This is a genomic window from Actinoallomurus acanthiterrae (assembly GCF_054775715.1).
The window spans coordinates 7,579,680-7,606,361 of record NZ_BAAHCO010000001.1 but is presented as its reverse complement, the minus strand read 5'-3'; the positions used below and the strand labels follow the sequence as shown (position 1 = coordinate 7,606,361).

26 protein-coding genes and 1 pseudogene are annotated in these 26,682 nt (G+C 71.5%); 20 read left to right on the top strand and 7 right to left on the bottom strand.

Going from position 1 to position 26,682, the window contains the following annotated elements:
- The first annotated feature begins 70 nt into the window (after positions 1-70).
- Positions 71-907, top strand: a complete 837-nt coding sequence (locus ACYVF7_RS35930) for a hypothetical protein (RefSeq protein WP_460349492.1) — start codon at positions 71-73, stop codon at positions 905-907.
- A gap of 53 nt (positions 908-960) precedes the next feature.
- Here ACYVF7_RS35930 and ACYVF7_RS35925 read toward each other — a convergent pair whose 3' ends face one another.
- Entirely contained in the window at positions 961-1,887 is a 927-nt protein-coding gene (locus ACYVF7_RS35925) for an MBL fold metallo-hydrolase (RefSeq protein WP_460349490.1), read from the bottom strand.
- A 125-nt stretch (positions 1,888-2,012) separates the two neighbouring features.
- Here ACYVF7_RS35925 and ACYVF7_RS35920 point away from each other — a divergent pair, with 125 nt between their 5' ends.
- Entirely contained in the window at positions 2,013-2,555 is a 543-nt protein-coding gene (locus tag ACYVF7_RS35920) for a single-stranded DNA-binding protein (protein WP_460349488.1), read from the top strand.
- 286 nt (positions 2,556-2,841) lie between these two features.
- On the opposite strand, the gene ACYVF7_RS35915 is transcribed toward ACYVF7_RS35920, so the two are convergent.
- Positions 2,842-3,258 carry a hypothetical protein gene (locus ACYVF7_RS35915; RefSeq protein WP_460349485.1) on the bottom strand — a complete coding sequence of 139 codons (417 nt, stop codon included), beginning with the start codon at positions 3,256-3,258 and terminating at the stop codon, positions 2,842-2,844.
- Between the two features lie 153 nt (positions 3,259-3,411).
- Positions 3,412-4,665, bottom strand: coding sequence for a DUF1015 family protein (locus ACYVF7_RS35910; protein ID WP_460349483.1), 1,254 nt, complete (start codon positions 4,663-4,665; stop codon positions 3,412-3,414).
- A 55-nt stretch (positions 4,666-4,720) separates the two neighbouring features.
- Between ACYVF7_RS35910 and ACYVF7_RS35905 the strand changes: the two genes are divergently transcribed.
- Together ACYVF7_RS35905 and ACYVF7_RS35900 are read left to right on the top strand one after the other, a co-directional pair.
- The gene (locus ACYVF7_RS35905) at positions 4,721-5,128 is read left to right on the top strand and encodes a tetratricopeptide repeat protein (protein ID WP_460349481.1); all 408 of its coding nucleotides are present in this window, start codon (positions 4,721-4,723) and stop codon (positions 5,126-5,128) included.
- A gap of 1 nt (position 5,129) precedes the next feature.
- Positions 5,130-6,110 (top strand): HAD-IIA family hydrolase, encoded by a 981-nt coding sequence (locus ACYVF7_RS35900; RefSeq protein ID WP_460349479.1) that lies wholly within the window; start codon positions 5,130-5,132, stop codon positions 6,108-6,110.
- A 155-nt stretch (positions 6,111-6,265) separates the two neighbouring features.
- On the opposite strand, the gene ACYVF7_RS35895 is transcribed toward ACYVF7_RS35900, so the two are convergent.
- Positions 6,266-6,607 (bottom strand): SCP2 sterol-binding domain-containing protein, encoded by a 342-nt coding sequence (locus ACYVF7_RS35895; RefSeq protein WP_460349477.1) that lies wholly within the window; start codon positions 6,605-6,607, stop codon positions 6,266-6,268.
- A 104-nt stretch (positions 6,608-6,711) separates the two neighbouring features.
- Between ACYVF7_RS35895 and ACYVF7_RS35890 the strand changes: the two genes are divergently transcribed.
- The 12 genes and pseudogenes from ACYVF7_RS35890 (at position 6,712) to ACYVF7_RS35835 (ending at position 19,100) form a co-directional block, all read left to right on the top strand.
- Positions 6,712-6,879 (top strand): hypothetical protein, encoded by a 168-nt coding sequence (locus ACYVF7_RS35890; RefSeq protein ID WP_460349475.1) that lies wholly within the window; start codon positions 6,712-6,714, stop codon positions 6,877-6,879.
- 201 nt (positions 6,880-7,080) lie between these two features.
- Positions 7,081-7,890 (top strand): TlyA family RNA methyltransferase, encoded by an 810-nt coding sequence (locus tag ACYVF7_RS35885; RefSeq protein WP_460349473.1) that lies wholly within the window; start codon positions 7,081-7,083, stop codon positions 7,888-7,890.
- Positions 7,887-8,786, top strand: coding sequence for an NAD kinase (locus ACYVF7_RS35880; protein ID WP_360878873.1), 900 nt, complete (start codon positions 7,887-7,889; stop codon positions 8,784-8,786). Before ACYVF7_RS35885 ends, ACYVF7_RS35880 begins: the two co-directional genes overlap by 4 nt.
- A 518-nt stretch (positions 8,787-9,304) precedes the next feature.
- Entirely contained in the window at positions 9,305-11,002 is a 1,698-nt protein-coding gene (recN, locus tag ACYVF7_RS35875) for a DNA repair protein RecN (protein ID WP_460358305.1), read from the top strand.
- 265 nt (positions 11,003-11,267) lie between these two features.
- Positions 11,268-12,497 (top strand): putative cytokinetic ring protein SteA, encoded by a 1,230-nt coding sequence (gene steA, locus ACYVF7_RS35870; protein ID WP_460349471.1) that lies wholly within the window; start codon positions 11,268-11,270, stop codon positions 12,495-12,497.
- The gene (locus tag ACYVF7_RS35865; RefSeq protein ID WP_460349469.1) at positions 12,494-13,330 is read left to right on the top strand and encodes a copper transporter; all 837 of its coding nucleotides are present in this window, start codon (positions 12,494-12,496) and stop codon (positions 13,328-13,330) included. Before steA ends, ACYVF7_RS35865 begins: the two co-directional genes overlap by 4 nt.
- A 5-nt stretch (positions 13,331-13,335) precedes the next feature.
- Positions 13,336-13,461 (top strand): hypothetical protein, encoded by a 126-nt coding sequence (locus ACYVF7_RS35860; RefSeq protein ID WP_460349467.1) that lies wholly within the window; start codon positions 13,336-13,338, stop codon positions 13,459-13,461.
- Positions 13,462-13,467: 6 nt separating this feature from the next.
- The gene (locus ACYVF7_RS35855) at positions 13,468-14,364 is read left to right on the top strand and encodes a hypothetical protein (protein WP_460349465.1); all 897 of its coding nucleotides are present in this window, start codon (positions 13,468-13,470) and stop codon (positions 14,362-14,364) included.
- Positions 14,361-16,016, top strand: a complete 1,656-nt coding sequence (murJ, locus tag ACYVF7_RS35850) for a murein biosynthesis integral membrane protein MurJ (protein ID WP_460349463.1) — start codon at positions 14,361-14,363, stop codon at positions 16,014-16,016. The genes ACYVF7_RS35855 and murJ overlap by 4 nt, the downstream gene beginning before the upstream one ends.
- A 22-nt stretch (positions 16,017-16,038) precedes the next feature.
- Positions 16,039-17,168: pseudogene (locus ACYVF7_RS35845) on the top strand (glycosyltransferase family 4 protein).
- A gap of 189 nt (positions 17,169-17,357) precedes the next feature.
- Positions 17,358-18,527 (top strand): TerC family protein, encoded by a 1,170-nt coding sequence (locus tag ACYVF7_RS35840; protein WP_460349460.1) that lies wholly within the window; start codon positions 17,358-17,360, stop codon positions 18,525-18,527.
- Positions 18,528-18,608: 81 nt separating this feature from the next.
- Positions 18,609-19,100 carry a hypothetical protein gene (locus tag ACYVF7_RS35835; protein WP_460349458.1) on the top strand — a complete coding sequence of 164 codons (492 nt, stop codon included), beginning with the start codon at positions 18,609-18,611 and terminating at the stop codon, positions 19,098-19,100.
- Positions 19,101-19,103: 3 nt separating this feature from the next.
- Here the strand turns inward: ACYVF7_RS35835 and ACYVF7_RS35830 are convergent, their stop codons facing one another.
- Together ACYVF7_RS35830 and ACYVF7_RS35825 are read right to left on the bottom strand one after the other, a co-directional pair.
- Entirely contained in the window at positions 19,104-19,550 is a 447-nt protein-coding gene (locus tag ACYVF7_RS35830) for a MarR family winged helix-turn-helix transcriptional regulator (protein WP_433188395.1), read from the bottom strand.
- Between the two features lie 230 nt (positions 19,551-19,780).
- Entirely contained in the window at positions 19,781-20,434 is a 654-nt protein-coding gene (locus tag ACYVF7_RS35825) for an MBL fold metallo-hydrolase (RefSeq protein WP_460349455.1), read from the bottom strand.
- Positions 20,435-20,569: 135 nt separating this feature from the next.
- On the opposite strand from ACYVF7_RS35825, the gene ACYVF7_RS35820 reads away from it, so the two are divergent.
- The 4 genes from ACYVF7_RS35820 (at position 20,570) to ACYVF7_RS35805 (ending at position 25,439) form a co-directional block, all read left to right on the top strand.
- Positions 20,570-21,388 (top strand): MBL fold metallo-hydrolase, encoded by an 819-nt coding sequence (locus ACYVF7_RS35820; protein ID WP_460349453.1) that lies wholly within the window; start codon positions 20,570-20,572, stop codon positions 21,386-21,388.
- A gap of 179 nt (positions 21,389-21,567) precedes the next feature.
- A complete protein-coding gene (uvrA, locus tag ACYVF7_RS35815) occupies positions 21,568-24,408 on the top strand; it encodes an excinuclease ABC subunit UvrA (protein ID WP_460349451.1) in 2,841 nt (946 codons plus the stop codon).
- A gap of 85 nt (positions 24,409-24,493) precedes the next feature.
- Positions 24,494-24,916, top strand: a complete 423-nt coding sequence (locus tag ACYVF7_RS35810; RefSeq protein WP_460349449.1) for a Rieske (2Fe-2S) protein — start codon at positions 24,494-24,496, stop codon at positions 24,914-24,916.
- Positions 24,917-24,983: 67 nt separating this feature from the next.
- On the top strand, positions 24,984-25,439 hold the full coding sequence (locus ACYVF7_RS35805) for a Rieske (2Fe-2S) protein (RefSeq protein ID WP_460349447.1): 456 nt from the start codon (positions 24,984-24,986) through the stop codon (positions 25,437-25,439).
- A 39-nt stretch (positions 25,440-25,478) separates the two neighbouring features.
- Here ACYVF7_RS35805 and ACYVF7_RS35800 read toward each other — a convergent pair whose 3' ends face one another.
- Positions 25,479-26,552 (bottom strand): mechanosensitive ion channel family protein, encoded by a 1,074-nt coding sequence (locus tag ACYVF7_RS35800; protein WP_460349445.1) that lies wholly within the window; start codon positions 26,550-26,552, stop codon positions 25,479-25,481.
- Between the last annotated feature and the right edge of the window lie 130 nt (positions 26,553-26,682).

Below are 26,682 nucleotides of genomic sequence, written 5' to 3'. Positions count from 1 at the left end.
TGCCACGGCGCGCGCCGAGCTCAAGACCCTGCCGAAGGATCTCGCGACCGATGTCGCCCGCCATCTCGTGATGGCCGGCCGCCTGATCGACGACGATCCCGAACTGGCCTACCAGCACGCCCTCGCGGCCCGTGGCCGCGCGGCCCGGGTCGGTATCGTCCGTGAGGCGTGCGGAATCGCGGCGTACCACGCAGGCCTGTGGTCGGTCGCCCTGTCGGAGCTTCGTGCGGCGCGCCGTCTGACCGGCCAGGAGGCCTACCTCGCCATCATGGCCGACGCCGAACGCGGACTCGGCAGGCCCGAGCGCGCCCTGGACCTCGCCAAGTCGGATGAGGCCCGCCGCCTCCCGCAGGCCGAGGCGATCGAGATGCGGATCGTCGAGTCGGGCGTCCGCCGCGACCTCGGTCAGCCGGGCGCGGCCGTCCTGGCGTTGCAGGTTCCGGAGCTGAAGGACGAGCGGTGGCGGCCGTGGTCGGCGCGGCTCTTCTACGCGTACGCCGACGCGCTGATCGACGCGGATCGGGAGGAGGAGGCCTCCGACTGGTTCGCCCGGGCGGCCGCGGCCGACCGCGACGGCGAGACGGACGCCGCCGAGCGGTACGCCGAGCTCGAGGGCTTGGAGATCATCGACACGGAGTTCGCCGACGTCGAGCCAGGCTCGGGCGTCGTGACGGAGGCCGTGCCCCAGACCGAGGCGGGCTCTGCGCCGCAGGCCGATGCGCAGTCCGAGGCGGACATCGACGCAGAGCGGAGCGGAGATCGCACCGCCAAGCCGAGCGAAGGCGTCGCCACCGGGCCGAGCGCCGGCACCGCTACGGGCACTGAGGCGCATGCCGACGCGGGGCCCGAGGGGGACGCCGACGGCGAGACCGGCGGCGTCCGGCGGACGGACGCCGAGGACGAGTGAGACGTACGGGGCCCGCCTCCATGTCGTCCTTCAGGACAGCGCGGAGGCGGGCCTCAGCGCTTTTCGAGCGCGTGCATGATGCCCGCGACGTTGTTGCGGGCGGCGCTGATGATTTCGATCTTTTGCGCGATCTCCGGATCGGCGTCCGGGGCGAGCGCGCGATACCGGTCGTCGGTGCGCTCGCGGACCATGGCCACGGCGTGATCCAGGTCGAGGCGCTGATCGTGGGCCTCGGCGACCAGTTCGACCCACAGCCGGAGCTCTTCCGTGGACCGGTCGAGCGTCTCGTCGACCAGGTCCACCGGCCCGAAGTGGCTGAACAGCAGCCGGGACGGCCGTAGGGCGCGGAAGCGGTCCAGCGACGCCAGGGCCGTGTCCAGATCGAAGTCGGGCGGCGGCGTGGCGGGGCGCAGGTCGGCCGTCTCCGGGATGTACACACCGGCGGCGTCCCCGACGTACAGATCGCCGGTCAGCGAGTCGAGCAGTCCGACGTGGTGCCTGGCGTGGCCGGGCGAGTGATGGCTCTCCAGCCGCCTCCCGCCGCCGAGGTCGACCTCACCGACGTCCTCCACCGCCCGGATCCGTACGGCGTCCGTGGGCTTGAGGTCGCCGAACAGGGAATCGAGGGCCTCTCCCCAGACCATGCGGGCGCTGCGCATCAGCCGACTCGGGTCCGCGAGGTGGCGGGCGCCCTTCTCGTGGACGACGATCTCGGCGTTGGGGAACATCTCCGCGATGTCGCCGACGCCGCCCGCGTGGTCGAGATGGATGTGCGTGACGACGACGGTCGCCAGGTCGGCGGGGCCGATGCCCGCGGCGGCCAGCGCGTCGCGTACGACCGGGGCGGAGTTGCCGGCGCCGGTCTCCACCAGGCAGGGCCGGTCGGAGCGGATCAGATAGCCGGCCGTGATGCCGGTGTACCCGGCCATACGGGTGTCGATCTCGAAGACGTCGTTGCCCAGGTCGGTGATCGAATCCATGTGTCGCTCCGGTTTCCACAGATGCGCCGGGCAGGGTTACGAGGTCCAGGCCGACCGCCCCATCGTAGAGACAACGTCGCCGGGCCACACGGCGGCGGTCACGAGGGACGCGAGGGGAGTAGACCGTGGATCACATCGAGGAGACGGCGCACCAGGCCGCGGGAGGCGTCGAGGCGCAGGGCATGGCGACGCAGGGCATCGAGGCGCGGCACGGCGAGAGGGATGGCGGCGGACGGCCGCCGGACGGCCGCGACACACGCCCTCGTGACACCGTCGCAGGGACCGCGGAGACGCCCGATGCCGCAGCCGGCGTGACCCACGTCAACGAGATCGTCCTGGTCGGACGGCTTTCCGGCGCGCCGGAGTGGAAGACGTTACCGGAAGGCCGGCAGGTGGCCGTCTGGCGGCTCATCGTGGAGCATCAGAACGCGCGGTCGCCGCAGGACGCCATCGACACCATCCGCTGCGTCACCTACGACTCCGCGGTCCAGGAGGGCATCCGCGGCTGGCGGCACGGGGACCTCGTCGAGGTCCGCGGTTCGCTGCGGCATCGCTTCTGGCGCGCTCCGGACGGCCCTCGAGGGCTGTACGAGGTGGAGGCCGCGATCGCGGTCCGACGTGATCGTGCGACGTCGGGACCCGGTGATCACGGCGGTCGGATCGCTTGATCGGAGTATCCGGTGACCGGCGTGCCCGCCGGCGGGTCCAGGGATGAAGCATCCGTGGGCTCGGCCATGCCGAGCCCACGGCGACCGGCCACGGCGACCGGCCACGGCGACCGGCCACGGCGACCGGCCGGGGCGACCGGCCGGGGCGACCGGCCGGGGCGACCGGCCGGGGCGTACGCGATGGATGCCGACGGCTGCCGGAGCGGCGGGCGGATCCGCATCGACGTGCTGTGCGCGCATGCCGTACGAGGCCGCCCTCGTGAGAAGCGAACGTGCGCTGGAGGGCTCAGCGCTCGTCGTCGGACAGGTACCGTCTCGAGTCGAACGTCTCCACGGGCCCGGCCGACGGCTCTGGCCCGAACGGCTCGCCGGTGCTCGGAGGGATCGGGGTGGGGCAGTAGTACTGCGGTCTCACGGCGAGCGCGTCCGTGATCATCCAGCCCCATCCGGAAGGCTGACGGACCGCCTCGATCACGGCGAAGTCCTTCTGGTACTGCGCGATCACGAGCGTCAGCTGTTCGGCGAAGTCACCGGGGAGCTTGGGTGTCCGCCGTGGCACCTCACAGACGGCGACGGACGACGCCGTCGTGTCGCTGGCGGCACGATGCCATAGCCGAACGGACCTTCCGTCACCTTGGATCCGGATGATGTCGGCGGCTCGGACCAGTCCGTCTCGTCGCGTCTTGACCCAGACGTTCATCATGACCGAACCGTATGGCTGCCTCTCCTGATCGTTCTCAGGACTGGTTGTGGATCTCCCGTCCCTAGGGATTCAGTTTGAGAAACCGCGGGTCGCCTGAGCTCCTGGACGGACCGGTGGGCACGCCGCTCCGGCCGGAGCGCGACCCGGGGGTCGTCATCCGGCGGCGAAGGTGCGCATGACCAGGCCGGTGCGCGGCTTTGGACCGAACGACGTCGACTTGCGGGGCACCTTCTCGCCGTTGGCCGCGACCGCCAGGACGTCCGGGACCTTGAGCGGGTTGAGGATCACCGCGGTGCCGCCCGCCCGTCGGGCCTTGTCGACCGCGCGGGCCGCGTCGTGGTGGACGATGCGCACGGTCCGCTCGTCGTCCTCGAGCCCCCACAACCGGGGGATGAGCAGGCGGTGCAGTACGGAGGTGTCCAGGCCGCGCCACCGGTCGGAGGCGTCCTCCGGCATGGAGCGATCCACCTGGGTGGGGTCGGGCTCGGTGAGCAGGAAGAACCCCGCCTCGCCGCCGAGCAGGAACGCCGTGTCGGTGTGCGCGGCGAGCCGCTCGAGCCCGGCCGCCAGATCCGCTCCGATCGCCTCCACGCGGAAGGCCGCCTTCGCGTGCCGTACGGCTTCGGAGAGGGGCAGGCCGGGGAGCACCCGGTGGATGGCGCCCAGCCGTGGCGGGTAGGCGACGGAGTCGACGAGCAGCGCCAGCCCGTAGTCCCAGGGGCCCGGTCCGTCATACCGCCCGCGCAGCGCCTGGTAGGTCGCGTAACGGTGGTGCCCGTCGGCGATGAGAGCCTGACGGCCGCGCAGATCCTCGGCGATCATCGCCTGGGCGGCCGGGTCCCGGATCGCCCACAGCCGATGCCGTACGTCATCGCCCGTGGCGGTCTCCAGCACCGGGGGGAGGGACGAGGCGACGTCGTCGACCACCCGGGCGGCGGCCGAGTCGGAGCCACCTTCGTACAGCAGGAAGATCGGCTCCAGGTTCGCCTCCATCGCCGACATCAGGGCCAGCCGATCCCGGACCGGGCCGGGATAGACGTGCTCGTGCGGGAGGATCACCCGTGAGCCCTCGTCGTGCACGCCGACCGCCCCGATCAGCCCGCGCTGGACGACGGCGCCGGAGACCTCCTCATAGACGTACAGCGCGGGCTCGTCGTCCACGGTGAGGATGCCGGACGCCAGCCACGACCGCAGCGTCTCGGCGGCCTCCTGGTAGTCGTCCTGCGGGAGGATCAGCCGGACCACGTTGTGCGGCTCCTCGGCCTTGAACCGCCCCAGCGACTCCTCGTCGATGAGGTCGTACGGCGGCGACGTCACCGCGGCGAGGGAGCTCACCCTCGCGGTGTCGTACCGCACGGCTCGGAATGGCCGCAGCGCAAGTCCGGGATCACTGGTCACATCGGGCATGTTAGATACCGCGTCATTGTTGGGACACAAGTGGAGTCGACGAACGGAGGCACACATGGTTCAAGGTGCGGACCACGGTCATGATTCCCAAGGTGTCCCGGCAGGCGGCGTCTACGAGTGGTACCAGCGAGGTCTAGAACTGCTCAACGGCGGCAGCCCGGCCGCCGCGATCCAGCTCCTTGAACACGCCGCGGCCGCCGAGCCGTCGAGCCGGAGCGTGCGGGAGGCCCTCGCCCGCGCCCAGTTCGGCGCGAAGCGGTACGCCGATGCCGCAGCCAGCTTCCGTATCATCGTGGAGGCCGATCCGGCCGAGGACTACGCGCTGTTCGGCTTGGGCATGGCCCTGACCCGCACCGGTGACGTGGCCGAGGCGGTCGAGCACCTCGCGCTCGCCTGCGCGATGTGCCCGGACAACAAGCACTACGCGACCGCACTGCGGCACGCGCGAGCCCGGAAGGGGTGACATGCGAGGCAGCGACCGGCCCCTCGCCGAGATCTACGACGTCGCCGTACTCGACCTCGACGGCGTGATCTACATCGGCCACGACCCGGTGCCGGGCGCGGCCGACGCGCTGGCCAAAGCGCGGGCGGGCGGGATGCGCCTGGCGTTCGCGACCAACAACGCCTCACGGACGCCGAGCGCGACGGCCGCGCTCATCACCGAGGTGGGAGTGCCCGCGGCGGCGGAGGACGTCGTGACGTCCGCGCAGGCCGCGGCCCGGCTCCTGGCGGAGCGGCTTCCGGCCGGCTCGAAGGTCCTCGTCGTCGGCGGCACCGGCCTCCGGCACGCGCTTCGCGCCGCCGGGCTGCGTCCGGTCTCCACCGCCGCCGAGCGGCCCGCCGCCGTCGTGCAGGGGTTCACGCCTGGTCTCTCGTACGACCTGATCGCGGAAGGGGGCCGGGCCGTCGCCGGGGGCGCGCTGTTCGTCGCGTCCAACGCCGACACCACGATTCCGAGCCCGGGCGGGCTGCCCAGGCCGGGTAACGGGGCGCTGGTCCAGGTGATCCGCACCGCGACCGGCGTCGACCCCATCGTCACCGGCAAGCCGGAGCTGCCCCTGCACCGTGAGACGATCCTGCGCACCGGCGCCGAGCGGCCGTTGATCGTGGGGGATCGCCTCGACACCGACATCGAGGGCGCCAACAACGGTGGCGCCGACAGCCTGCTCGTGCTGACCGGGGTGACCGACGCCCGAGCACTGCTGGGCGCGCCCCCGCCCCATCGGCCGACGTACCTCGCCGAAGACCTGTCCGGTCTCCTCGTGCCGCATCCCGAGGTGCGGCACGAGGACGGCTCCTACCACTGCGGCGGCTGGACGATCGGCCCGGACTTCACGGTGAGCGGGTCGGGCGACCGCGTCGACGCCCTGCGCGCGCTGTGCGTCGCCGCCTGGGAGTCGGGCGAACCCGCGAAGGCGGAGGAGGCCCTGACCCGCCTGAAGTGACGTGGCGGGCTCGTGCGCGGGTGCCCGACCGCGCACGAGCCCCGAAACTGGAGAAGCCTCGCAGATGCCCTGATCGTCCGCCATGGGGCCGAGTAGGCGAGCCCGAGGAGGCCGACGTCCGGCCGTTCGCCGGGGTGTGTCGCTCCGATCCGGCGTCAGAGGATCTTCCGGAGCCGCAGCAGGTCGCCCAGGCTGGCCTCGATCTTGAGCCGGCCCGTCGCCCAGGCCTTGGCCACGTGGAGCTCGTCGTCGGCCAGCGCCACCAGATCGTCGCTTTTCACGGTGAGCCTGACCTGGGCGCTGTCGGCGTCGTCCACGAGCCGGAAGTCGTCCAGGCCGTCCTCGTGGATGCGGGTGAGGAAGATCAGCCCGAGATCGGGCACGCGGCAGCTGATCGTTCGTTCCACGACGTGCCTGGCGAGGTCGTCGGCATCCACCTCGGTGAGCCGGGTGGCGATGCGCTCGAGCGCCGAGCGTGCTTCCTGAGCGGTGGCCATCGTCAGGTCCGTTCCCCCGTCGTCGTACTCGACACCGCTGTCGTGAACGGACGGTAGCGTTCTTCTTGAGCCGGACACGACCGGCGGCGAAGGGAAGGGTACAGGTGAACGGCACCGAAGTGGACACCACAGGGGACGAGCGCGTCGACGCCGCGCTGGCGCGTCTGACCGAGCTCGAGCAGGTGCCCCTGACCGAGCACCCGGCGGTGTTCGACGACGTCCACCGGCGGCTGCAGGAGGCGCTCACGGGCCTCGACGAGAGCGCGTCATGACCGACCCGATCGCACTGTCGGCCGATCTGGCCGATCCGTCCGTGCCGTCGGCCGGCCTGCCCATGCCGTCGGCGGGCCTGCCCGTGTTGTCGGTGGGCCCGTCCGTGCTGTCGGTCGGTGTATCCGTATCCGTGCTCTCGGTCGGCCCGTCCGCGCCGTGGGTCGGCCCGTCGGCGCCGCCGGCCTGTCGGTGGCCGTACCGTGAGCGCGCGTCGTCGGCTGGACAGCGAGCTCGTCCGGCGAGGCCTGGCCCGGTCGCGCGAGCACGCCGTGGACCTCGTCACCGAGGGACGCGTCACGGTCGCCGGCCAGACCGCTGCCAAGCCCGCCACCCAGGTGGAGACCTCCGCCGCCATCGTCGTACGGCCCGCGGAGTCGGGGCCGGAGTACGTCTCGCGTGGCGGGCACAAGCTGGCCGGGGCGCTCAAGGCGTTCGCCGACCTGCGGGTCGAGGGCCGCCGCTGCCTGGACGCCGGCGCGTCGACCGGCGGTTTCACCGACGTGCTCCTGCGCGCCGGTGCGGCGCACGTGGCGGCGGTCGACGTCGGATACGGCCAGATCGCCTGGTCCCTGCGCACCGACGACCGCGTGACGGTCCTGGAGCGGGTCAACATCCGCGACCTCGAGCCGGACCAGGTGATCTCCGACGGTGAGCCGCCCGACCTGGTCGTCGGGGACCTGTCGTTCATCTCCCTGCGCCTCGTCCTCGCGCCCATCCAGCGGTGCGTCGCGCCCGACGCCGACTTCGTGATGATGGTCAAACCGCAGTTCGAAGTGGGCAAGGAGCGCGTCGGCGCGGGCGGCGTCGTCCGCGACGCCGCGCTCCGGGCGGAGGCCGTGCGCGACGTCGCCTTGCATGCCGGGACACTGGGCCTGGGAGTCCGTGGCGTGACGGCGAGCCCGTTGCCCGGGCCCTCCGGAAACGTCGAATACTTCCTGTGGCTGCGAGCGGGCGCCCCGCCTCTCGACGAGGCCCAGGTGGACAAGGCCGTGGCAGAAGGGCCCGCATGACTGAGAAGAGATCCGTCCTGGTCGTCACCCACACGGGCCGCAGCGCGGCGGTGCGCAGCGCCCAGTTGGTGATCAGCCGGCTGAGTGACGCCGGCATCGCGGTGCGAGTGCTGGACAGCGAGGCCGAGGACCTGCACTGCGCCGGCGCCGACGTCATGCCCGTCTCCGCAGCGGCCACCGAGGGCGCCGAGATGGTCATCGTCCTCGGCGGCGACGGTACGATCCTGCGGGCCGCGGATCTGGCCCGGCGCTCCGGCATCCCCCTGCTCGGCGTGAACCTCGGCCACGTCGGCTTCCTCGCGGAGGCCGAGCGGGAGGACCTGGCCGCCACGGTCGACAAGGTCGCCGCACGCCGCTATGACGTCGAAGAGCGCATGACGATCGACGTCGTCGTCCGGCAGAACGGCACCGTCACCAACGCCAGTTGGGCGCTGAACGAGGCGGCCGTCGAGAAGGCCTCCCGGCAGCGGATGCTCGAGGTCGTCGCCGAGATCGACGGACGGCCGCTGTCGCGCTGGGGGTGCGACGGTGTGGTCTGCGCCACTCCGACCGGCTCGACGGCCTACGCGTTCTCCGCCGGCGGTCCCGTCGTGTGGCCCGAGGTCGAGGCGATGCTGGTCGTGCCGATCAGCGCGCACGCGCTGTTCGCCAGGCCCATGGTGGTCTCGCCACGGTCCGTCGTCGCGGTCGAGCTGCTCCCGAACACCTCCGGCGGCGTGCTGTGGTGCGACGGCAGCCGCCCGATCGACCTGCCTCCGGGCGCTCGGGTGGAGGTCCGCCGGGGCGAGCGGCCGGTCCGGCTCGCGCATCTGCATCAGACCCCGTTCACGGACCGGCTGGTCACGAAGTTCGGCCTGCCGGTCGCCGGCTGGCGCGGCCGCGTCCGCGAGGATTGATCCACCTCCGCGAAGTGGGACGTCTTAGCGAGACATCGCCCTCGCGAGGGCGATGTCCTCGCGAGGTGTGACATGCCTCCCCGAAGTGTGACTCGCCGCCGCGGCACCCGCGTTGAGCTGGACATTCCGCCCCACGAGGGCCTCCGCGGCGATGGGGGCGACACGCCCGGAGGTTCCCTCTGCGGCGGCGTGCCGTCTACGCTGAGCCGAACACGTGTTCGCCTGGGGAGGTCCGGTCACGGTCCCGCACATCGGGGCCTATAGGGCCATCATGACGGAGTAGCCTCGGGCGCGCCGGGTGTCTGCGACAGGAGGGCCTTCGTGACCGACGTGACGAGCCGCCAGGCAGGAAACACAAGGTGCCGAGCGAGCGGAATGGTCGGTCGAGGGACGACGAGGCCGGCCGCGGAGCGAGTGCGACCGTCGGGCAACAGCCCGGTGGGCGATTCAACAGGACGGCTCGGGTCGAGGAGTGCCGAGTCGCCGGGCGGGGAGGTCCGGTGAGCCGGGTACGGCCCATGGTCGAGGAAGTACGGATCCAGAACCTCGGGGTGATCGAGGAGGCTGTCCTCGAGCTGTCGCCGGGTTTCAACGTGGTCACCGGCGAGACCGGTGCCGGTAAGACGATGGTCGTCACGAGCCTCGGCCTGCTGTTCGGGGGACGAGCCGATCCGCAGCGGGTCCGGCCCGGCGCCGACCGGGCGACCGTGGAGGGCCGCCTCGTCCTCGCCGAGGACGGCAAGGTCGCCGCGCGGGTCGAGGAGGCCGGCGGCGAGCTCGACGACGGCGCCCTGATCATGACCAGGTCTGTGTCGGCGGAGGGCCGGTCACGGGCCCACGTCGGCGGCCGGCAGGCGCCGGTCTCCGTCCTCATTAACCTGGCCGACGACCTCGTCGCCGTGCACGGCCAGTCCGACCAGCAGCGGCTGCTGCAGGCCGGACGTCAGCGCGCGGCGCTGGACCGCTTCGCCGGCGACGACGTGGCCAAGCCGCTGCGCGCCTACACCGCCGCCTACCGGCGGCACCGGGAGGTGTCGGCGCTCCTCGAGGAGCTGACCACACGCTCCCGGGAGCGGGCGCAGGAGGCCGACCTGCTGCGATTCGGCCTCGAGGAGATCGAGAGGGCCGATCCCAAGCCGGGAGAGGACGAGCTCCTGGCGACGGAGGAGCAGCGGCTCGCGCACGCCGACGCGCTCCGTACGGCCGCCACCACGGCGCACGAGGCGCTCCAGGGCGACCCGACCGCCACCACGGGCGTCGTCGACGCCATCGGGCTGCTCAGCTCCGCCCGCCAGGCCCTGGAGGCCGTGCGCTCCCACGACGAGGCGCTCGCCGGGCAGGCCGACCGCCTGTCGGAGGCCGTCTACCTCGTGTCGGACGTCGCCGCCGAGCTCGCAGGCTACGCCGAGTCGGTGGAGGCCGACCCGGCCCTGCTGGCGAGCGTGCAGGAGCGGCGGGCGGCCCTGGCCGGGCTGACCCGCAAGTACGGCACGACCATCGCCGAGGTCCTGGAGTGGGCGGAGCAGTCCGCCCTGCGCCTGACCGAGCTCGACTCCGACGACGACCGCATCGAGGAGCTGCGCGCCGAGCACGACGATCTGACCCGGCAGCTGACCGAGCTGTCCGTGGAGCTGACCACCGTCCGCACGGCCGCCGCCGAGCGCCTGTCCGAGGCCGTCACCGCGGAGCTGACGGCGCTGGCCATGCCGCACGCGCGCGTGGTCGTGGCGGTGACGCCGCAGGAGGAGTTCGGTCCGTACGGCGTGGACGAGGTCGAGCTGCGGCTGGCCTCCCACCCGGGCGCGCCGCCGCTGCCGCTGCACAAGGGCGCGTCGGGCGGTGAGCTGTCGCGCGTGATGCTGGCGATCGAGGTCGTCTTCGCCGGTGCCGACCCGGTGCCGACGTTCGTGTTCGACGAGGTCGACGCGGGCGTGGGCGGCAAGGCGGCCGTCGAGGTCGGCCGCCGACTCGCCCGGCTGGCCAAGTCGGCCCAGGTGATCGTGGTCACCCACCTTCCACAGGTCGCGGCCTTCGCCGACCAGCACCTGCTCGTGGAGAAGTCGAACGACGGCCGTGTCACCCGCAGTGGCGTGACCACGCTGGACACCGACGGGCGGGTCCGCGAGCTGTCCCGCATGCTCGCGGGAATGGAGGATTCGGAGCTGGGCCGGGCGCACGCCGAAGAACTGCTGGCCATCGCCGCCACCGAGCGCTGAGCCGGACGGCCGGGCCCCGCGACGGGCAGATCCGCGCAGGCGGCCGTACGCCGGCGCGGCGGCCGGTCGTCCTGGCGACCGAGCATCGCGACGGCCGGTCCGCGGGCACGATCGTACGCCCGGGCGGAGGGCCGTCGCAGGGGCGATCGAGTGGTGAGATGAGGGGGCGTCGGGCGCGCGGACACCGTGCGTGGGCGAACGAACACGCCATAACGGTCGTCGATACCGGTGGCACTGTCCGGGCTCTGGCAGGATTGGCACCACGATGAACGACGTCTCCCCGAGAATCAAGAGCGGCGTCCGCCTCCGGGCGCCGCTGCGGCGTGGGCTGCGCCGTGACCGGCGCGAGGGGGAGACGGGTATATCCGGCGTCGCCCGCCTCGACGGTAAGACCAAGAAGCTGACCAAGCGCCTCCAGCCCGGCGACATCGCGATCATCGATCACGTCGACCTCGACCGGGTCAGCGCGGAGGCGCTGGCCGCGTGCCAGGTCGCCGCGGTGGTCAACGTGGCGCGCAGCATCTCCGGGCGCTATCCGAACCTCGGGCCGCGCATCCTCGTCGAGGCGGGCATCCCGCTGGTCGACGACGTGGGGCCGGACGTCTTCACCAAGGTTCACGAGGGCGACGTCGTCCGCATCGACGGCGAGACGGTCTACCTCGGTGAGCAGGTCGCCACCAAGGGCATCCGGCAGACCGAGGAGTCGGTCGAGGCGGCGATGACCGAGGCGCGGGCCGAGCTGCCCGCCCAGCTCGAGGCGTTCGCCGCCAACACGATGGAGTTCCTCAAGCGGGAGCGGGATCTCCTGCTCGACGGCGTCGGCGTCCCGGACATCAAGACCGACCTCGATGGCCGTCACGTCCTCATCGTCGTGCGCGGCTACCACTACCGCGAGGACATCGCGACCCTCCGGCCCTACATCCGCGAATACCGGCCCGTGCTCATCGGCGTGGACGGCGGGGCCGACGCGCTGATGGAGGCCGGCTACCGGCCGGACATGATCGTCGGGGACATGGACTCGGTCTCCGACGAGGCGCTGACGTCAGGCGCCGAGCTGGTCGTGCACGCCTACCGCGACGGCCGGGCGCCCGGCCTCAACCGCGTCCACGACCTCGGCCGGGAGGGCGTCGTCTTCCCCGCCGCCGGGACAAGTGAGGACATCGCGATGTTGCTCGCCGACGACAAGGGGGCCACCCTGATCGTCGCGGTCGGCACCCACGCGACGCTCGTGGAGTTCCTCGACAAGGGCCGCGCCGGAATGTCCAGCACGTTCCTGACGCGGCTGCGGGTGGGCAGCAAACTCGTCGACGCCAAGGGCGTGAGCCGGCTCTACCGGAGCCGTATCAAGCTGTCGTCGCTGCTCATGCTGATCGCCGCCACACTCGTCGCGATGGTCGCCGCAATCGTTTCCTCACCGGCCGGCGATGCCTTCGAGCCCATCGTCGCCGACTGGTGGCACCAATTCGTCTACTGGCTAAACGGACTCTTCACGTGATCGATTTCCGTTACCACCTCGTCTCCATCATCGCGGTCTTCCTCGCGCTGGCGCTCGGCCTCGTGGTCGGCGCCTCCGCGCTGCGTGGGCCGCTGGTCGACCAGCTGAAGGACAACTCGAATCGGCTGAAGAACAGCAACGAGGTGCTCCGTAAGGAGAAGGACGCGGCCGCGCAAGTGCGTGACTACGGCAGTCAGGTCACCGACGCGGTCGCGGCGCAGGTCGTCGCCGGCGTCAAGGACCAGAGCGTGGTGTTCGTCGAGGCTCCCGGCGCGGACGACCAGATGCGGGCGCAGACCGCCGACATGGTGCAGAAGGCCGGGGCGCGGATCAGCGGTTACATCACGCTGCAGAGTAAGTACCTCGACCCGAACCAGCAGGCCACGCTGAACGAGCTCACCGACCAGCTGAAGCCCGCCGGCCTGACCTTCCCGGCCGACGCGACGTCGTACGACCGCACGGCGAGCGAACTCGCGTCGGTGCTGGTGACCAAGCAGGCGTCGCGCAACGGCCAGGAGGACCCGGCGGCCGGGCAGGTGCTCTCCGGTTTCAAGGAGGCGGGTTTCCTGACTTTCAGCGGGCAGCCCGCGACCCGTGCGACACTCGCCATCGTGATCGCGCCCGCCGCCGCGAGCAACGACAAGAACGCCGACGCCCAGAACAAGGCGCTCGGCGCGTTGCCCATCGCGCTCTACACGTACGGTGGCGGCACCGTCGCGGTGGGCGACCCGGACTCGGCGACCCAGGGCGGCATGATCAAGGCGCTCCGCGACGACGACGCTGCCGACGGGCACGTCTCGACGGTCGACACGGCGGACGTCCCGGCCGGCTGACGGCGGTGCTCGCCCTGGCCGCCGCCAAGCAGGGCAAGGCCGGTGACTACGGCATCGGGTCGAAGGTGGACGGACCGCTCCCGACCCCGGTGCCGACGCCCACGCCGACGATGACGAAGACGAAGAAGTGAGGCGGCATGCGTAAGGCAGTGGCGGGGGCCGTGCTGGGCGCGACGGCGGCACGGGCGGCGTACGTCGCGCTGACCCGCCGTCCGCCCCGCGACGAGAAGCTCTGGGTGCGGACCAACCACCGCGGTGAGCCGGTGACCCTCCTCGAAGGGCCCGCGTTCGTGGTGGGCGCGGTGACGGCGGTGGCCGTGGCACCGGGCGTGCCGGCGCGGATGCGCGCCGCCGCGATCCTCGCGGGCGGCGCCACCGGCGCCCTCGGCGGCTACGACGACCTCGCCGGGTCCGGTGATTCCCGGGGCTTCAAGGGCCACCTGTCGGCGCTCGCCCGCGGCGAGGTCACCACCGGCGCGGTGAAGATCCTCGGCATCGGCGTCGTCGGCCTGGCCGCCGCCGCGCTCGCGGGCAGCGGCGCGCCCACCCGCCGGGGCGCCCTGCTCGACGTCCTGATCAATGGCGCGCTCATCGCCGGCACCGCCAACCTGCTCAACCTGTTCGACCTGCGGCCCGGCCGAGCGATCAAGGCGGGGCTCCTGGCGAGCCCGCTGGTGTTCGCCGCGCCGTCGCCCTCGGTGCCCCGCGGCCGGTTCGCCGGGCTGCTTAGCGGCTCGGCCGTCGCGGCGGCTCCGCTCGGCGCGGCGATCGCCCTGCTGCCGGAGGACCTCGGCGAGCGCGCGATGCTCGGCGACGCGGGCGCGAACGCCTTCGGCGCGCTGATCGGCCTGTCGGCGACGGGCCTGAGCCGTCGGTCCCGCCTGGGCGTTCTCGCGGGGGTCACCGCGCTCAACGCCGCGAGTGAGGTCGTCAGCTTCACGAAGGTGATCCGGGCGACGCCGCCGCTGAACTGGCTCGACCAGCTGGGCCGCCGTCCCGTCGTGCCGGAGGCGCGTCCGTCGGACACCTCGTGACGGCACCGGACGTGACCGAGGAGGCCGGGGAGACCAGCGTCGGCCGGGGGAGAGGCCTCGCCGGCGCCGCCGTCCTCATCGGCGTCATCACCATCTTCGCCCGGATCATCGGGTTCTCCCGCAGTCTCGTCCTGTCCCACACCGTCGGCAACGACTGCCTGGCCACCGCGTACTTCACCGGCAACCAGGTGACGAACATCGTCTTCGAGGTGGTGGCGGGAGGTGCCCTGGCGAGCCTCGTCGTGCCGGTCCTAGCGGGCCCCGCCGCCCGCCGGGCGCCGGAGGCCGGCCGGATCGCCTCGGCGCTGATGAGCTGGACCGTCCTGATCCTCCTGCCCCTCACCCTAGTCGCCGCCGTGGCCGCCCGCCCCTTGATGGCGGACGTGCTCGTACGTGGCGCCGTACCCGGCTGTTCGCGCGAGCAGGTGATCGACGCGGGCACGCGCATGCTGGTGGCGTTCACCCCCCAGATCCTGTTCTATGGGCTCGCCGTGGTGCTGTACGGCGTGCTGCAGGCCCACCGCAGGTTCCTCGGCCCGGCGCTGGCCCCCCTCGTGTCGAGTCTCGTCGTCATCGGCGCGTACCTGACGTTCCTGTCGACCGGCGCGGGCTACCGGCAGGCCCCGAACCAGCACGACCTGTCCACCGTCACGCGGGGCGCGGAGCTGACGCTGTCGGTCGGAACGACCCTGGGCGTGGTCGCGCTCGTCGTCGCCGTGGTCGGCCCGGCGGCGCGGCTGCGGCTCGGGCTGCTGCGGCCCACGCTGAGGTTCCCGCCCGGTGTCGCCGCACGCATCCGGCGGCTGGCCCTGGCGGGCCTGGCCACACTGGTTGCACAGCAGGCCGCCTGGGGCATCGTCATCATCCTCGCGAACGCGAGGGGCGGGTCGGGCGCGCTGGCGGTCTACCAGTACGCCTGGGCGCTGTTCCAACTGCCGTACGCCGTCCTCGCCGTCCCGCTCGCGACCAGTGCGTTCCCCGTCCTGTCGGCGCGCGCGAGCGACGGGGACCACGAGGGCTTCGACCGTATGGCCGCGTCGACGACGCGCGCGATCGTGCTGTTGTCCTGCGCGGGGGCGGCCGTGCTGGCCGCGACCGCGCTTCCCGTGGCGCGGGTGTTCCTGCTCGGGACCAAGGGGGGCGTGCCGCCGTCCGACCTCGCCCACGCGATCGTCGCCTTCGCGCCCGGCCTCATCGGCTACGGGCTGATGGCGCACGTCGGCCGCGTCCTGTTCGCCGCCGGCAAGGGACGGGCGTCGGCGGTCGCCCAGGTGACCGGCTGGATCGCGGTGATCGCCGCGGAGATCGCGCTGGTGGAGGCGGCGGGGCGGCGCGACGCCGTCGCCGCGCTCGGGCTGGGCAACTCGATCGGCATGACGCTCGCCGGCGTGCTCCTGCTGATCACGGTGGCGCGGACCCGCGGCAGGACGGCGTTCCGCGGCATGGGGCGGGCGGTCGCGACGGGACTGGCCGGCGCGGCGGCCGGGTACGCCGCGGGAGCCGGCGTGGTGGCGGCGTTCGGCGCGACCGGTCTGGCCGCCAGCGTCGGGGTCGGTGTCCTGGCCGCGCTGGCCGCCGGCGTCGCCTTCGCCGCCGTCGCGTACGCGGGCGACCGGGACGATCTACGAGGCCTGATCGGGCGAAGGCCGTGATGGGCGGGCGGACGGAGTGGTGATGGACGAACTGAAGGTCGCGCTCGTGCTGGCGACGGCCGCAGGCGGGCTCGGACGGCACGTCCGGTCGGTGGCCGACGGCCTGCGGGCGCGCGGCGCGAAGGTCGTCGTCCTGGGCCCGGCCTCGGCCGACGCGCTGTTCGGCTTCACCACGTCCGGTACGGCGTTCGCCCCCGTCGAGATCTCCGACCGCCCGCATCCGCTGGGCGACGTACGGGCGATCGCCCGGCTCCGGCGCCTCACGCGGGACGCCGACGTCGTCCACGCGCACGGTCTGCGGGCCGGAGGGCTGGCCGCGCTCGCCCGGGTCCGTACCGTTCCGGGGCCGCTGCGCCTCGGCTCGGCCGGTCCGCCACTCGTCGTCACGCTGCACAACGCCTCCATCGCGGGCGGCCTGACCGGCGCGGCGTACGCCACGCTCGAACGCGTCGTCGCGCGGGGCGCGACCGAGGTCCTGGGCGTATCCCCGGACCTGGAGGAGCGGATGCGCTCGCTGGGCGCGCGTTCGGTGGGGCTCGCGCTCGTACCCGCACCGGCCGCCCCGCCGTCCGACGACCCCGAGGCACCGAAGCGCATCCGCGCCGAACTCGGCGCCGGAGACCGCCCCCTCATCCTGACGGTGGCGCGGCTGGCGGAGCAGAAGGGACTGCCGACCCTGCTGGACGCCGCCGCCGGCTGGGCCCGGCTGGACGCCGCGCCGCTGGTGCTCATCGCCGGGGACGGGCCGCTCGAGGCGGAGCTGCGCGACCGGATCGCGGCCGAGCGCCTCCCCGTGCGGCTGCTCGGCCGTCGTACGGACGTCGCCGACCTCCTCGCCGCCGCCGACGTCGCCGTCGTGCCGAGCGTCTGGGAGGGGCAGCCGCTGATCGTCCAGGAGATCCTGCGCGCCGGCCCCTCGTCGCCACGCGCGTCGGCGGAGTGCCCCGCATGGTGGGGGAGGCGGCGCTGCTGGTCCCCTCGGGAGACGCCGCCGCGCTCGAACGCGCGGTGCGGCGCGTTCTCGACGAGCCGGCGCTCGCCGACCGGCTCGCCTCGGCCGCCGCCGAACAGGCCACCCGGCTGCCGGCCGACCAAGACGCGCTCGACCAGTTGGTCTCGGTTTACGCACGGGTCACCTCGAGCACACCTTGATCACGTCTCGGTACGACGAAGGTAAGCCTTTGTATATAGTCAGTGCCCAGGAGGGGAGTATTCCTTCGCGGCAGTGTCGTCACCACGGTCCCAGGAGCCACATGCGGCCCGGTGCTGTCGGCCCTCACCGATGAGTGAGGGCGGAAGAGACCTCCGGGGCCGTTGCCTGCCACCGGAGGAAGTGCTCTTGTGAACGTAACCCTTTGGGTCTGGGGTCTCACCCTGCTGGGGCTGCTCGCGTTCATCATGTTCGACCTCTGGGTGGTCGACCGTGGAAAGCCACGCGACTTCTCCATGCGGCAGGCGACCGCGTGGGTGACGTTCTACGTCCTCCTGGCGATCCTCTTCGGCATCGGTCTGCTGTTCGTGGTCGGGGCCGACTACTCGGCGCAGTTCTTCGCCGGCTACCTCACCGAGTACAGCCTCAGCGTCGACAATCTCTTCATCTTCTATGTGATCATGGCGCGGTTCGCCGTTCCCAGGGTCAACCAGCACAAGGTCCTGCTGATCGGCATCATGATCGCGCTGTTGATGCGAGGGATCTTCATCGCCGTGGGCGCCGCCGCCCTGGCCCGCTTCGAGTGGCTGTTCTACATCTTCGGCGGGTTCCTCATCTGGACGGCGTACGGCCTGGTGCGCGGTGAGCCCGACGAGGACGAGTACGAGGAGAACATCCTCGTGCGCTGGATCCGCCGGGCCGTCCCGACGACGGAGGAGTACCAAGAGCACCGGATGACCGTCCGCATCGACGGCAAGCGCCTCATCACCCCGATGCTGATCGTGATGGTCGCCATCGGATCGACCGACCTGCTGTTCGCCCTCGACTCCATCCCCGCGATCTTCGGGCTGACCAAGGAGTCCTACCTCGTCTTCACCGCCAACGCCTTCGCGCTGATGGGGCTGCGGCAGTTGTACTTCCTCCTCCGGGGACTGCTCGACCGCTTGGTGTACCTCAGCAAGGGGCTCGCGTTCATCCTGGCCTTCATCGGCGTCAAGCTCGTCCTCGAGGCGATGCACACGACCTGGTTCCCGAGCGTCCCGGAGATCTCGACCGGCCTCTCCCTCGCCGTCATCGGGGCGACGATGTTCGTCACCACCGTCGCCAGCCTCATCGGGGCCCGGCGCGGCGGGACGGAGGACCGGGAGGCCGGAGGAGGACCCGGTCAGACCGCCGCCGACAACCCCGGCCCGGCCGTTCCCGCTCCGGCGGCCCCAGGCGCCTCCGGCCCGATGCCGGAGGAGGGCACGGACCGGGATCCCGACGGCGACGCCGGCCCGGAGCCGGACGACACCGCCGCGGACGAGACGGACACCGGCATGACCGACGTCGACGCGCAAGCCGGGCGCACGCGTCGCTGATCACCTTTATCGGGGGATGTCCCGGACCAGGTTCTCGCCCTGTAACGTGATCACAGGGGAAGATTTCTGGGGAAGGTACGCATGCGCTTGCCCTCGATGGCGCCCGCGGTGACGCGGACGATCTCGATCGTGCTGGCGGTCGCCGCCGCCGGCATCCTGCTGGTCACCGCCCTCGCCGACCGGAACGGCAACCGCAGACCGACCCCCGAGCGATCCCGCCCCGCGTCACCTGTGGCCGAGTCCACCATGCCGGGAAGCGTCGACCTGCCCACCGCCGAGCCCACGACGCCGCACGTGCGCGCCGCCGACGCCAGGACCTGGCTCCACGCGCTCGCCGGCAAGTGGAGTCAGGACGGAGGGAAGGACTACTTCCAGTTCCAGCCCGACGGCACCGGTCAGTGGATGGCGTTCGGCCAGAAACTGTGGAGCGGCACGGCCACCCCGCGAGACGCGACGACGTTCGACCTGTCCGACCGCACCGGCCAGGGCGCCTCGTACTGGCGGGTCGAGCTGCAGAGCAGAGGCAAGAAGCTGTTCTTCGTCGGCCTCCAGAAGACCTACCGCAAGGCGTAGACCTTATGTCTCGGCGAGGTCCTCGAGAACGTCGAGGGCCGAGACCAGCGCCGCGCGCTGCGCGGGCGACAGGGTGCCGAGCCGCTCGACGAGGAACGCCGACCGCTCCGTGCGCAGCTGTTCGAGCTGGCGGCGGCCCTCCGGGGTGATCTCCAGGAGCGTGGCCCGGCGGTCGTCGACGTCGGGAGTACGGCGCAGCAGGGACTGGGCCTCCAGGGAGGCCACCAGACGGCTCTGCGTCGGCGCGCTGACGCCCTCGGCGGCGGCCAGGTCACCGAGGCGAACCGGGCCGATCGCCTCCACGCTGGCGAGGGTCGACGCCTGGCTGGACGTCAGCGTCTGCGGGCCGTGCTGGCGGAGGCGACGGCTCAGCCGGCCCAATGTCATGCGCAGCCGTGCCGCGAGCTCCACGTCCGTCAGACCCTCGGTCTCGGCCACCTGCCTGGTCACGCCCGTCATGCCCCTTTACCCGGCTCGGTTCGCGGCGCGCTCCGCACGCCCGTCTCCACCAATCATCCCCTCATCGCGGCCGCCGAATATGCCGATCGGCGGCCTGGAGGATCTCACGGTGTACCAGACCAACGTCCGATTCATCACGATCGTGGCGCATTGTGGCCGGGATCACCAGCCCCGGGCGCGCGGACCCGGGACGACTGCCGCGCGGGACCGGCGGACCGCGATCACCAGCCTCGGGTGCGCCACTCCTTGAGGTGCGGGCGTTCGCGGCCGAGACTGGTGTCCTTGCCGTGGCCCGGATAGATCCACGTCTCGTCCGGCAGGGTGCCGAAGACCCGCTCTTCGAGGTCGTCCATCAGCTGGTTGAACAGCGTCGCGTCGCCCCAGGTGTTGCCCGGCCCGCCCGGGAACAGGCTGTCGCCGGTGAACAGGTGCGGCGTGTCGCCGTCGCCGTACAGCAACGCGATCGACCCGGGGGTGTGGCCGCGCAGGTGGATCACGGACAGGGTGTTCTGCCCGACGCGGACGGTGCCGCCGTGCCGGACCGGCTCGGTCACCGGCAACGGCAGGACCTCGGCGTCGTCGGGGTGCGCCACGACCGACGGATGCGTCGCGTCGACGACGTCGCCGAGCGCGCCCCAGTGGTCCTGGTGGCGATGCGTCGTGACGACGCGGGAGAGGGGAGCGTCGCCGAGGAGCTTGAGCAGTCGCTCCGGCTCGGCGGCGGCGTCGATCAGGACCTGCTCGCCGGTGGCGGTGCAGCGCAGGAGGTAGGCGTTGTTGTCGAACGGCCCGACGGCCAGCTTGCTGATCGTCAGGCCGGGCAGCTCGCGCACGTCGGGGGGACCGCCGACCTCGACATCGCCTGTGTAGGACACGCGCTCTCCCTCCGGTCATCGGGGACATGGCCGCGGACCCGTCCATCCTTTCACTTCCGTGCCGCTCGGCGCTCGGTCCGGCGGATGCCCGTGGCGGTGCCCGGACCCGGACTCGTCCGGACGTAGGCTCCGGCCATGGACGACGATCTTCCGATCTGCCGCACCTGCGGGGTGCAGTACGCCGCGACCCGTCCGGACTGCCCGATCTGCGAGGACGAACGGCAGTACGTCGGGTGGGACGGCCAGCAGTGGACCACGATCGCCGAGCTCCACGCCGCCGGGCACCGTGGCAAGGTCGCCGACGAGGGGCCGGGGATCGTCGGCGTCGGTACCGATCCGAAGACCTCGATCGGGCAGCGTGCCCTGCTCGTCCGCACTCCGTCGGGCAACGTCCTCTGGGACGTGATCACCTACCTGGACGACGACCTCCTCGCCCAGGTCGCCGACCTCGGCGGCGTCGACGCGATCGCGATCAGCCACCCCCACTTCTACGGCTCGATGATCGAGTGGGCGCACGCCTTCGACGCGCCCGTCTACATTCACGCGGCCGACCGGGAGTGGGTGGCCCGGCCCGACGAGTCGATCGTCTTCTGGGAGGGCGAGACCCAGGAGATCGGCGACGGGCTCACGCTCGTGAACGCGGGCGTGCACTTCGCGGGCGGTCAGGTGCTGCACTGGCGCGACGGCGAAGACGGCAGCGGAGCGCTGCTGACCGGCGACATCTTCACCGTCGTCCCCGACCGCCGGTACGTCAGCTTTATGTACAGCTACCCCAATCTCATCCCTGAGCGCCCCCGGATCATCCGCCGCGCCCTGCGCCGCATGGAGCCGTTCCCGTTCGAGCGGGTGTACGGCGGCTGGTGGGGGCGGGTCGTCGCCGCCGACGGTGCCGACGCCGTACGCCGGTCGGCCGGGCGCTACCTCGAACGCGCCCTCGACGACGGGCCGGAGTAAAGGTCGCATCCGCCCCACCGGCCTCCCGCGTTTCGGTGGCGATCTCTCTTCGAACACGTGTACGGTTCTGCTGCGACGAGGAGCCCGCCGTCAGGGGCGATCGGAAGAAAACCGCCTGTCTCCTCGTTAGCCTGAAGCTGACCTGTCTCAACCAGGCTCTAGGGGATAGCGAATACGCCGTGGCTGATCGTCTCATCGTGCGCGGAGCGCGTGAACACAACCTCAAAGACGTCTCACTCGATCTTCCGCGCGACGCGCTGATCGTGTTCACCGGCATGTCCGGCTCCGGCAAGTCCAGCCTGGCGTTCGACACGATCTTCGCGGAGGGCCAGCGCCGCTACGTCGAGTCCCTGTCGGCGTACGCCCGTCAGTTCCTCGGCCAGATGGACAAGCCCGACGTCGACTTCATCGAGGGGCTGTCCCCGGCGGTCTCGATCGACCAGAAGTCGACGTCCAAGAACCCTCGCTCGACCGTCGGCACCATCACCGAGGTCTACGACTACCTCCGTCTGCTGTGGGCCCGCATCGGGCACCCGCACTGCCCGGTCTGCGCCCGCCCGATCTCCAAGCAGACGCCCCAGCAGATCGTCGACCGGGTGATGGAGTTCGACGAGGGCAGCCGGTTCCAGGTGCTCGCCCCGGTGATCCGCGGCCGCAAGGGCGAATACGCCGAGTTGTTCCGCGACATGCAGACCAAGGGCTTCTCCCGCGCCCGCGTCGACGGCAACCTCGTACGCCTCGACGAGGCGCCCAAGCTCAAGAAGTACGAGAAGCACGACATCGAGGTCGTCGTCGACCGGCTGAGCGTCAAGGACAGTTCGCGCCGCCGGCTCGCCGACTCGATCGAGACGGCGCTCGGACTCACCGGCGGCACGGTCATCCTCGACTTCGTCGACCTGCCCGAGGACGACGAGCAGCGCGAGCGGATGTTCTCCGAGCACCTCTACTGCCCGTACGACGACCTGTCCTTCGACGAGCTCGAGCCGCGGTCCTTCTCGTTCAACTCCCCGTACGGCGCCTGTCCCGACTGCACCGGCCTGGGCACCCGCATGGAGGTCGACCCGGAGCTGCTCATCCCCGACCCGGAGAAGACCCTCGAGGAGGGGGCGATCTCGCCGTGGTCGAACGGCCACATCAGCGACTACTTCCTGCGGCTGCTCGGCGCGCTCGGCGACGCGATGGGCTTCGACCTCGACACCTCCTGGGAGCGGCTCCCGGCCAAGGCCCGCAAGGCGATCCTGCAGGGCCACGACACGCAGGTGCACGTCAGCTACCGCAACCGGTACGGCCGGCAGCGGTCCTACTACACGACCTACGAGGGCGTGATCCCGTACGTCCAGCGGCGCCACTCCGAGGCGGAGAGCGACTCCAGCCGGGAGCGGTTCGAGGGCTACATGCGGGAGATCCCGTGCCCGTCGTGCGACGGCAAGCGGCTCAAGCCCGTCGTCCTCGCCGTCACGGTCAACGACCGGTCGATCGCCGACGTGGCCGCCATGCCGATCGGGGAGTGCGCGAAGTTCCTGCTCAACATGGAGCTGAGCGAGCGGGAGAAGCACATCGCCGAGGCGGTGCTCAAGGAGATCAACGCCCGGCTCGGCTTCCTGCTCGACGTCGGCCTCGACTACCTCAGCCTGGACCGGGCGTCGGCGACCCTGGCCGGCGGTGAGGCGCAGCGCATCCGCCTGGCCACCCAGATCGGCTCCGGGCTGGTCGGCGTGCTGTACGTCCTGGACGAGCCGTCGATCGGGCTGCACCAGCGGGACAACCACCGGCTCCTCGAGACGCTGATCCGGCTGCGCGACATCGGCAACACCCTCATCGTCGTCGAGCACGACGAGGACACCATCCGGGCCGCCGACTGGGTCGTGGACATCGGCCCGGGCGCGGGCGAGCACGGCGGCCAGATCGTCGTCAGCGGCACGGTCGAGGACCTCCTGGCCAGCGAGAGCTCGATGACCGGGGCGTACATCTCCGGCCGCAAGGAGATCGCCGTCCCGGCGACCCGCCGCAAGCGCCAGCGCGGGCGCGAGCTGGTCGTCAAGGGCGCCCGTGAGCACAACCTGCGCGACATCGACGTCGCGTTCCCGCTCGGCGTCTTCACCGCCGTCACCGGCGTGTCGGGGTCGGGCAAGTCGACGCTGGTCAACGACATCCTCTACACCTCGCTGGCCAAGAATCTCCACGGGGCCCGCACGGTGCCCGGCCGGCACAAGCGGATCAACGGGGTCGACCAGCTCGACAAGGTCGTCCACGTCGACCAGTCGCCGATCGGCCGCACCCCGCGGTCCAACCCGGCCACCTACACGGGCGTGTTCGACCACGTCCGCAAGCTGTTCGCGGCGACCGCCGAGGCGAAGGTGCGCGGCTACCAGCCCGGCCGGTTCTCGTTCAATGTCAAGGGCGGGCGCTGCGAGGCGTGTTCGGGTGACGGCACCATCAAGATCGAGATGCAGTTCCTGCCCGACGTCTACGTGCCCTGCGAGGTCTGTCACGGCGCCCGGTACAACCGGGAGACCCTCGACGTGCACTACAAGGGCAAGACGATCTCCGAGGTCCTCGACATGCCGATCGAGGAGGGCCTGGAGTTCTTCGAAGCCATCCCGGCGATCCGCCGCCACCTGCAGACGCTCAACGACGTCGGCCTCGGCTACGTCCGGCTCGGCCAGCCCGCGCCGACCCTGTCCGGCGGCGAGGCGCAGCGGGTCAAGCTCGCCTCCGAGCTGCAGCGCCGCTCCACGGGCCGCACGATCTACGTGCTCGACGAGCCCACCACCGGCCTGCACTTCGAGGACATCCGCAAGCTGCTCGGCGTGCTGAACGGCCTCGTCGACAAGGGCAACACCGTCATCGTCATCGAGCACAACCTCGACGTCATCAAGACGGCGGACTGGATCATCGACATGGGCCCGGAGGGCGGCTCGCGCGGCGGCACCGTCGTCGCGACCGGCACCCCCGAGGACATCGCGAACGTCGGGGAGAGCCACACGGGCCAGTTCCTCGCCAAGATCCTCGGCGTCTGACCCGGTCATCGAGTCCGGAAACCGGGCGATAGCATGAACCCGCGATGTACTACAGCGTGTAGTACATGACCTCGTGGGGAGACGGATGACAGAGGAAGCGGTGGGCTGCTGCTCCCGGCGGCGGCTGCTGGGAACGGCGGCGCTGGCGGGCGCGGGAGTGATCGGACTCGGCGCGTGCGGGACACGGCCGGCGAAGGCCATCGTGCCTCCGGCGATCAAGGGCAAGGTGATCGCGCGGACCGGGGAGATCCCCGTCGGCGGCGGCAAGGTCATCGACAAGTGGAAGATCGTCGTGGCGCAGCCGTCGCAGGGGACGTTCAAGGCGTTCACCGCCACCTGCACCCACCAGGGATGCACCGTCGGCAGCCCGGAGAACGGCGTGATCACCTGCCCCTGTCACGGCAGTGAGTTCAACGCGACGGACGGATCGGTCAAGCAGGGACCGGCCGGCGCACCCCTGCAGGAGTTCACCGTACGGCTGCAGGGCGACGGAATCATCGTCGAATAACGTTGAACCGAACAGATCCTCCCTCCGTGAATCCTGGATAGAGACCCCGTACACGAGGAGGAGCCCCATGCCGTTCGATCCCTCGGCCGCCCCGGCCGCCGGTTCCACGGACGCCGACACCGAGCCGGGCGCGGCGCCGACGCGCCGTGGCATGCTGCTCGGGGTCGGCCTGGCCGGCCTCGCCGGGACGCTCGCCGCCTGCGGCGGCTCCGGCTCGAGCGGTAGCGGCTCGAGCGGCGGCGCGCTCGGCAAGTCCTCCGACATCCCGGTCGGCGGCGGAAAGATATTCAAGGATCAGAAGGTCGTCGTCACCCAGCCGGAGAAGGGGAAGTTCGTGGCGTTCAGCGCGGTCTGTACCCATCGGGGCTGCACGGTCGGCACGGTCTCCGACGGCACCATCGACTGCCCGTGCCACGGCAGCAAGTACCGGATCAGCGACGGTTCCGTCGTCCACGGCCCGGCGCCGAAGCCGTTGCCGAGCAAGTCCGTCAAGGTGGAGAACGGCGAGATCAAGCTGGCCTGACCGCACGGCACGACGCCCCGGCCCGGAGCTCGTCGGCCGTCACCGCGGCGCGGTCCGGTCCTGTGACAAGGCGTTCCCCGGGACCGGGCCGTCCGTGTCCGTACGAAGCCGGGGCAGCGCCGAGGGATGGTTCTCCCGGATGTAGGCGATGAGGTGCTCGCGGACGTCGCAGCGCAGGTCGAACGCGCTGGCGGAGTCGTGCGCGCTCATCAGCGCCCGGATCTGGATCAGGCCGTTCTGCAGCACGTCGGTCACCTGCAGGACCCAGTCCTTCTGGTCCCAGAGGGGATGCTCGCGCAGGAACCGGTACAGCTCCGTCCGCAGCTCCTCCACGGGAACGTTCCAGTCGACGTGCAGCAGGACGGTGCCGATCACGCGGGCGGTGTGCCGGGTCCAGTTCTCGAAGGAGTTCTGCGCGAAGTACGACACGGGGAGCACGAGCCGTCGTTCGTCCCACAGGCGCATCACGACGTACGTGAGGGTCAGCTCCTCGATGCGGCCCCACTCGCCCTTCACGACGATCACGTCGTCGATGCGGAGGGCATCGCTGAAGGCCAGTTGCAGGCCGGCGAAGACGTTGCTCAGCGTCGACTGGGCGGCGATACCGGCGACGATGCCGGCGATCCCGGCGGAGGCGAGCAGCCCCGCGCCCACCGCGCGTACGGCCGGGAACGTGAACAGCATCGACGACGCCGCGATGATCGCGACGACGAAGGCGGAGGTGCGGCGCAGGAGCATCACCTGGGTGCGGACCCGCCGGGCGCGGACGTTGCGGTCGCCCTCGATCTTGGTGAGGTGGTCGAGGGCGACGTCGGTGGCGGCGTACGCCGCCTGGATGAGCAGCCAGGTCATCGACGCGATGACGATGAGGGACAGCGCGTGCCGGATGTCGGAGGTGAACCTGCCGAGGATCCCCCGCGGCGGCAGCCCGGCCGTCGCCCCGGCGGCGAACGCGAGGACGAAGGCGGGCTTCACGCATCGCCGGACGATCGGCGGGGCCAGCGGCCAGCGCGACACCAGCCGGCTCGTGAGCGCCCGCCGGAGGATCTCCACCACCAGCAGGCTGAGCAGGACCGACCCGACCAGAATGGCCAGCGCGGTGACGGTCGACACGATGAAGGTCCTCCTTAGCGCATCAATGACCCAAACCCGACCTTCCAGACACGCCGTCGTTCCCACAAATCACCAAGATTCACAGGTGACACATATCACCCCAAATGACCACTGAAGCCGCCTCGCTCCG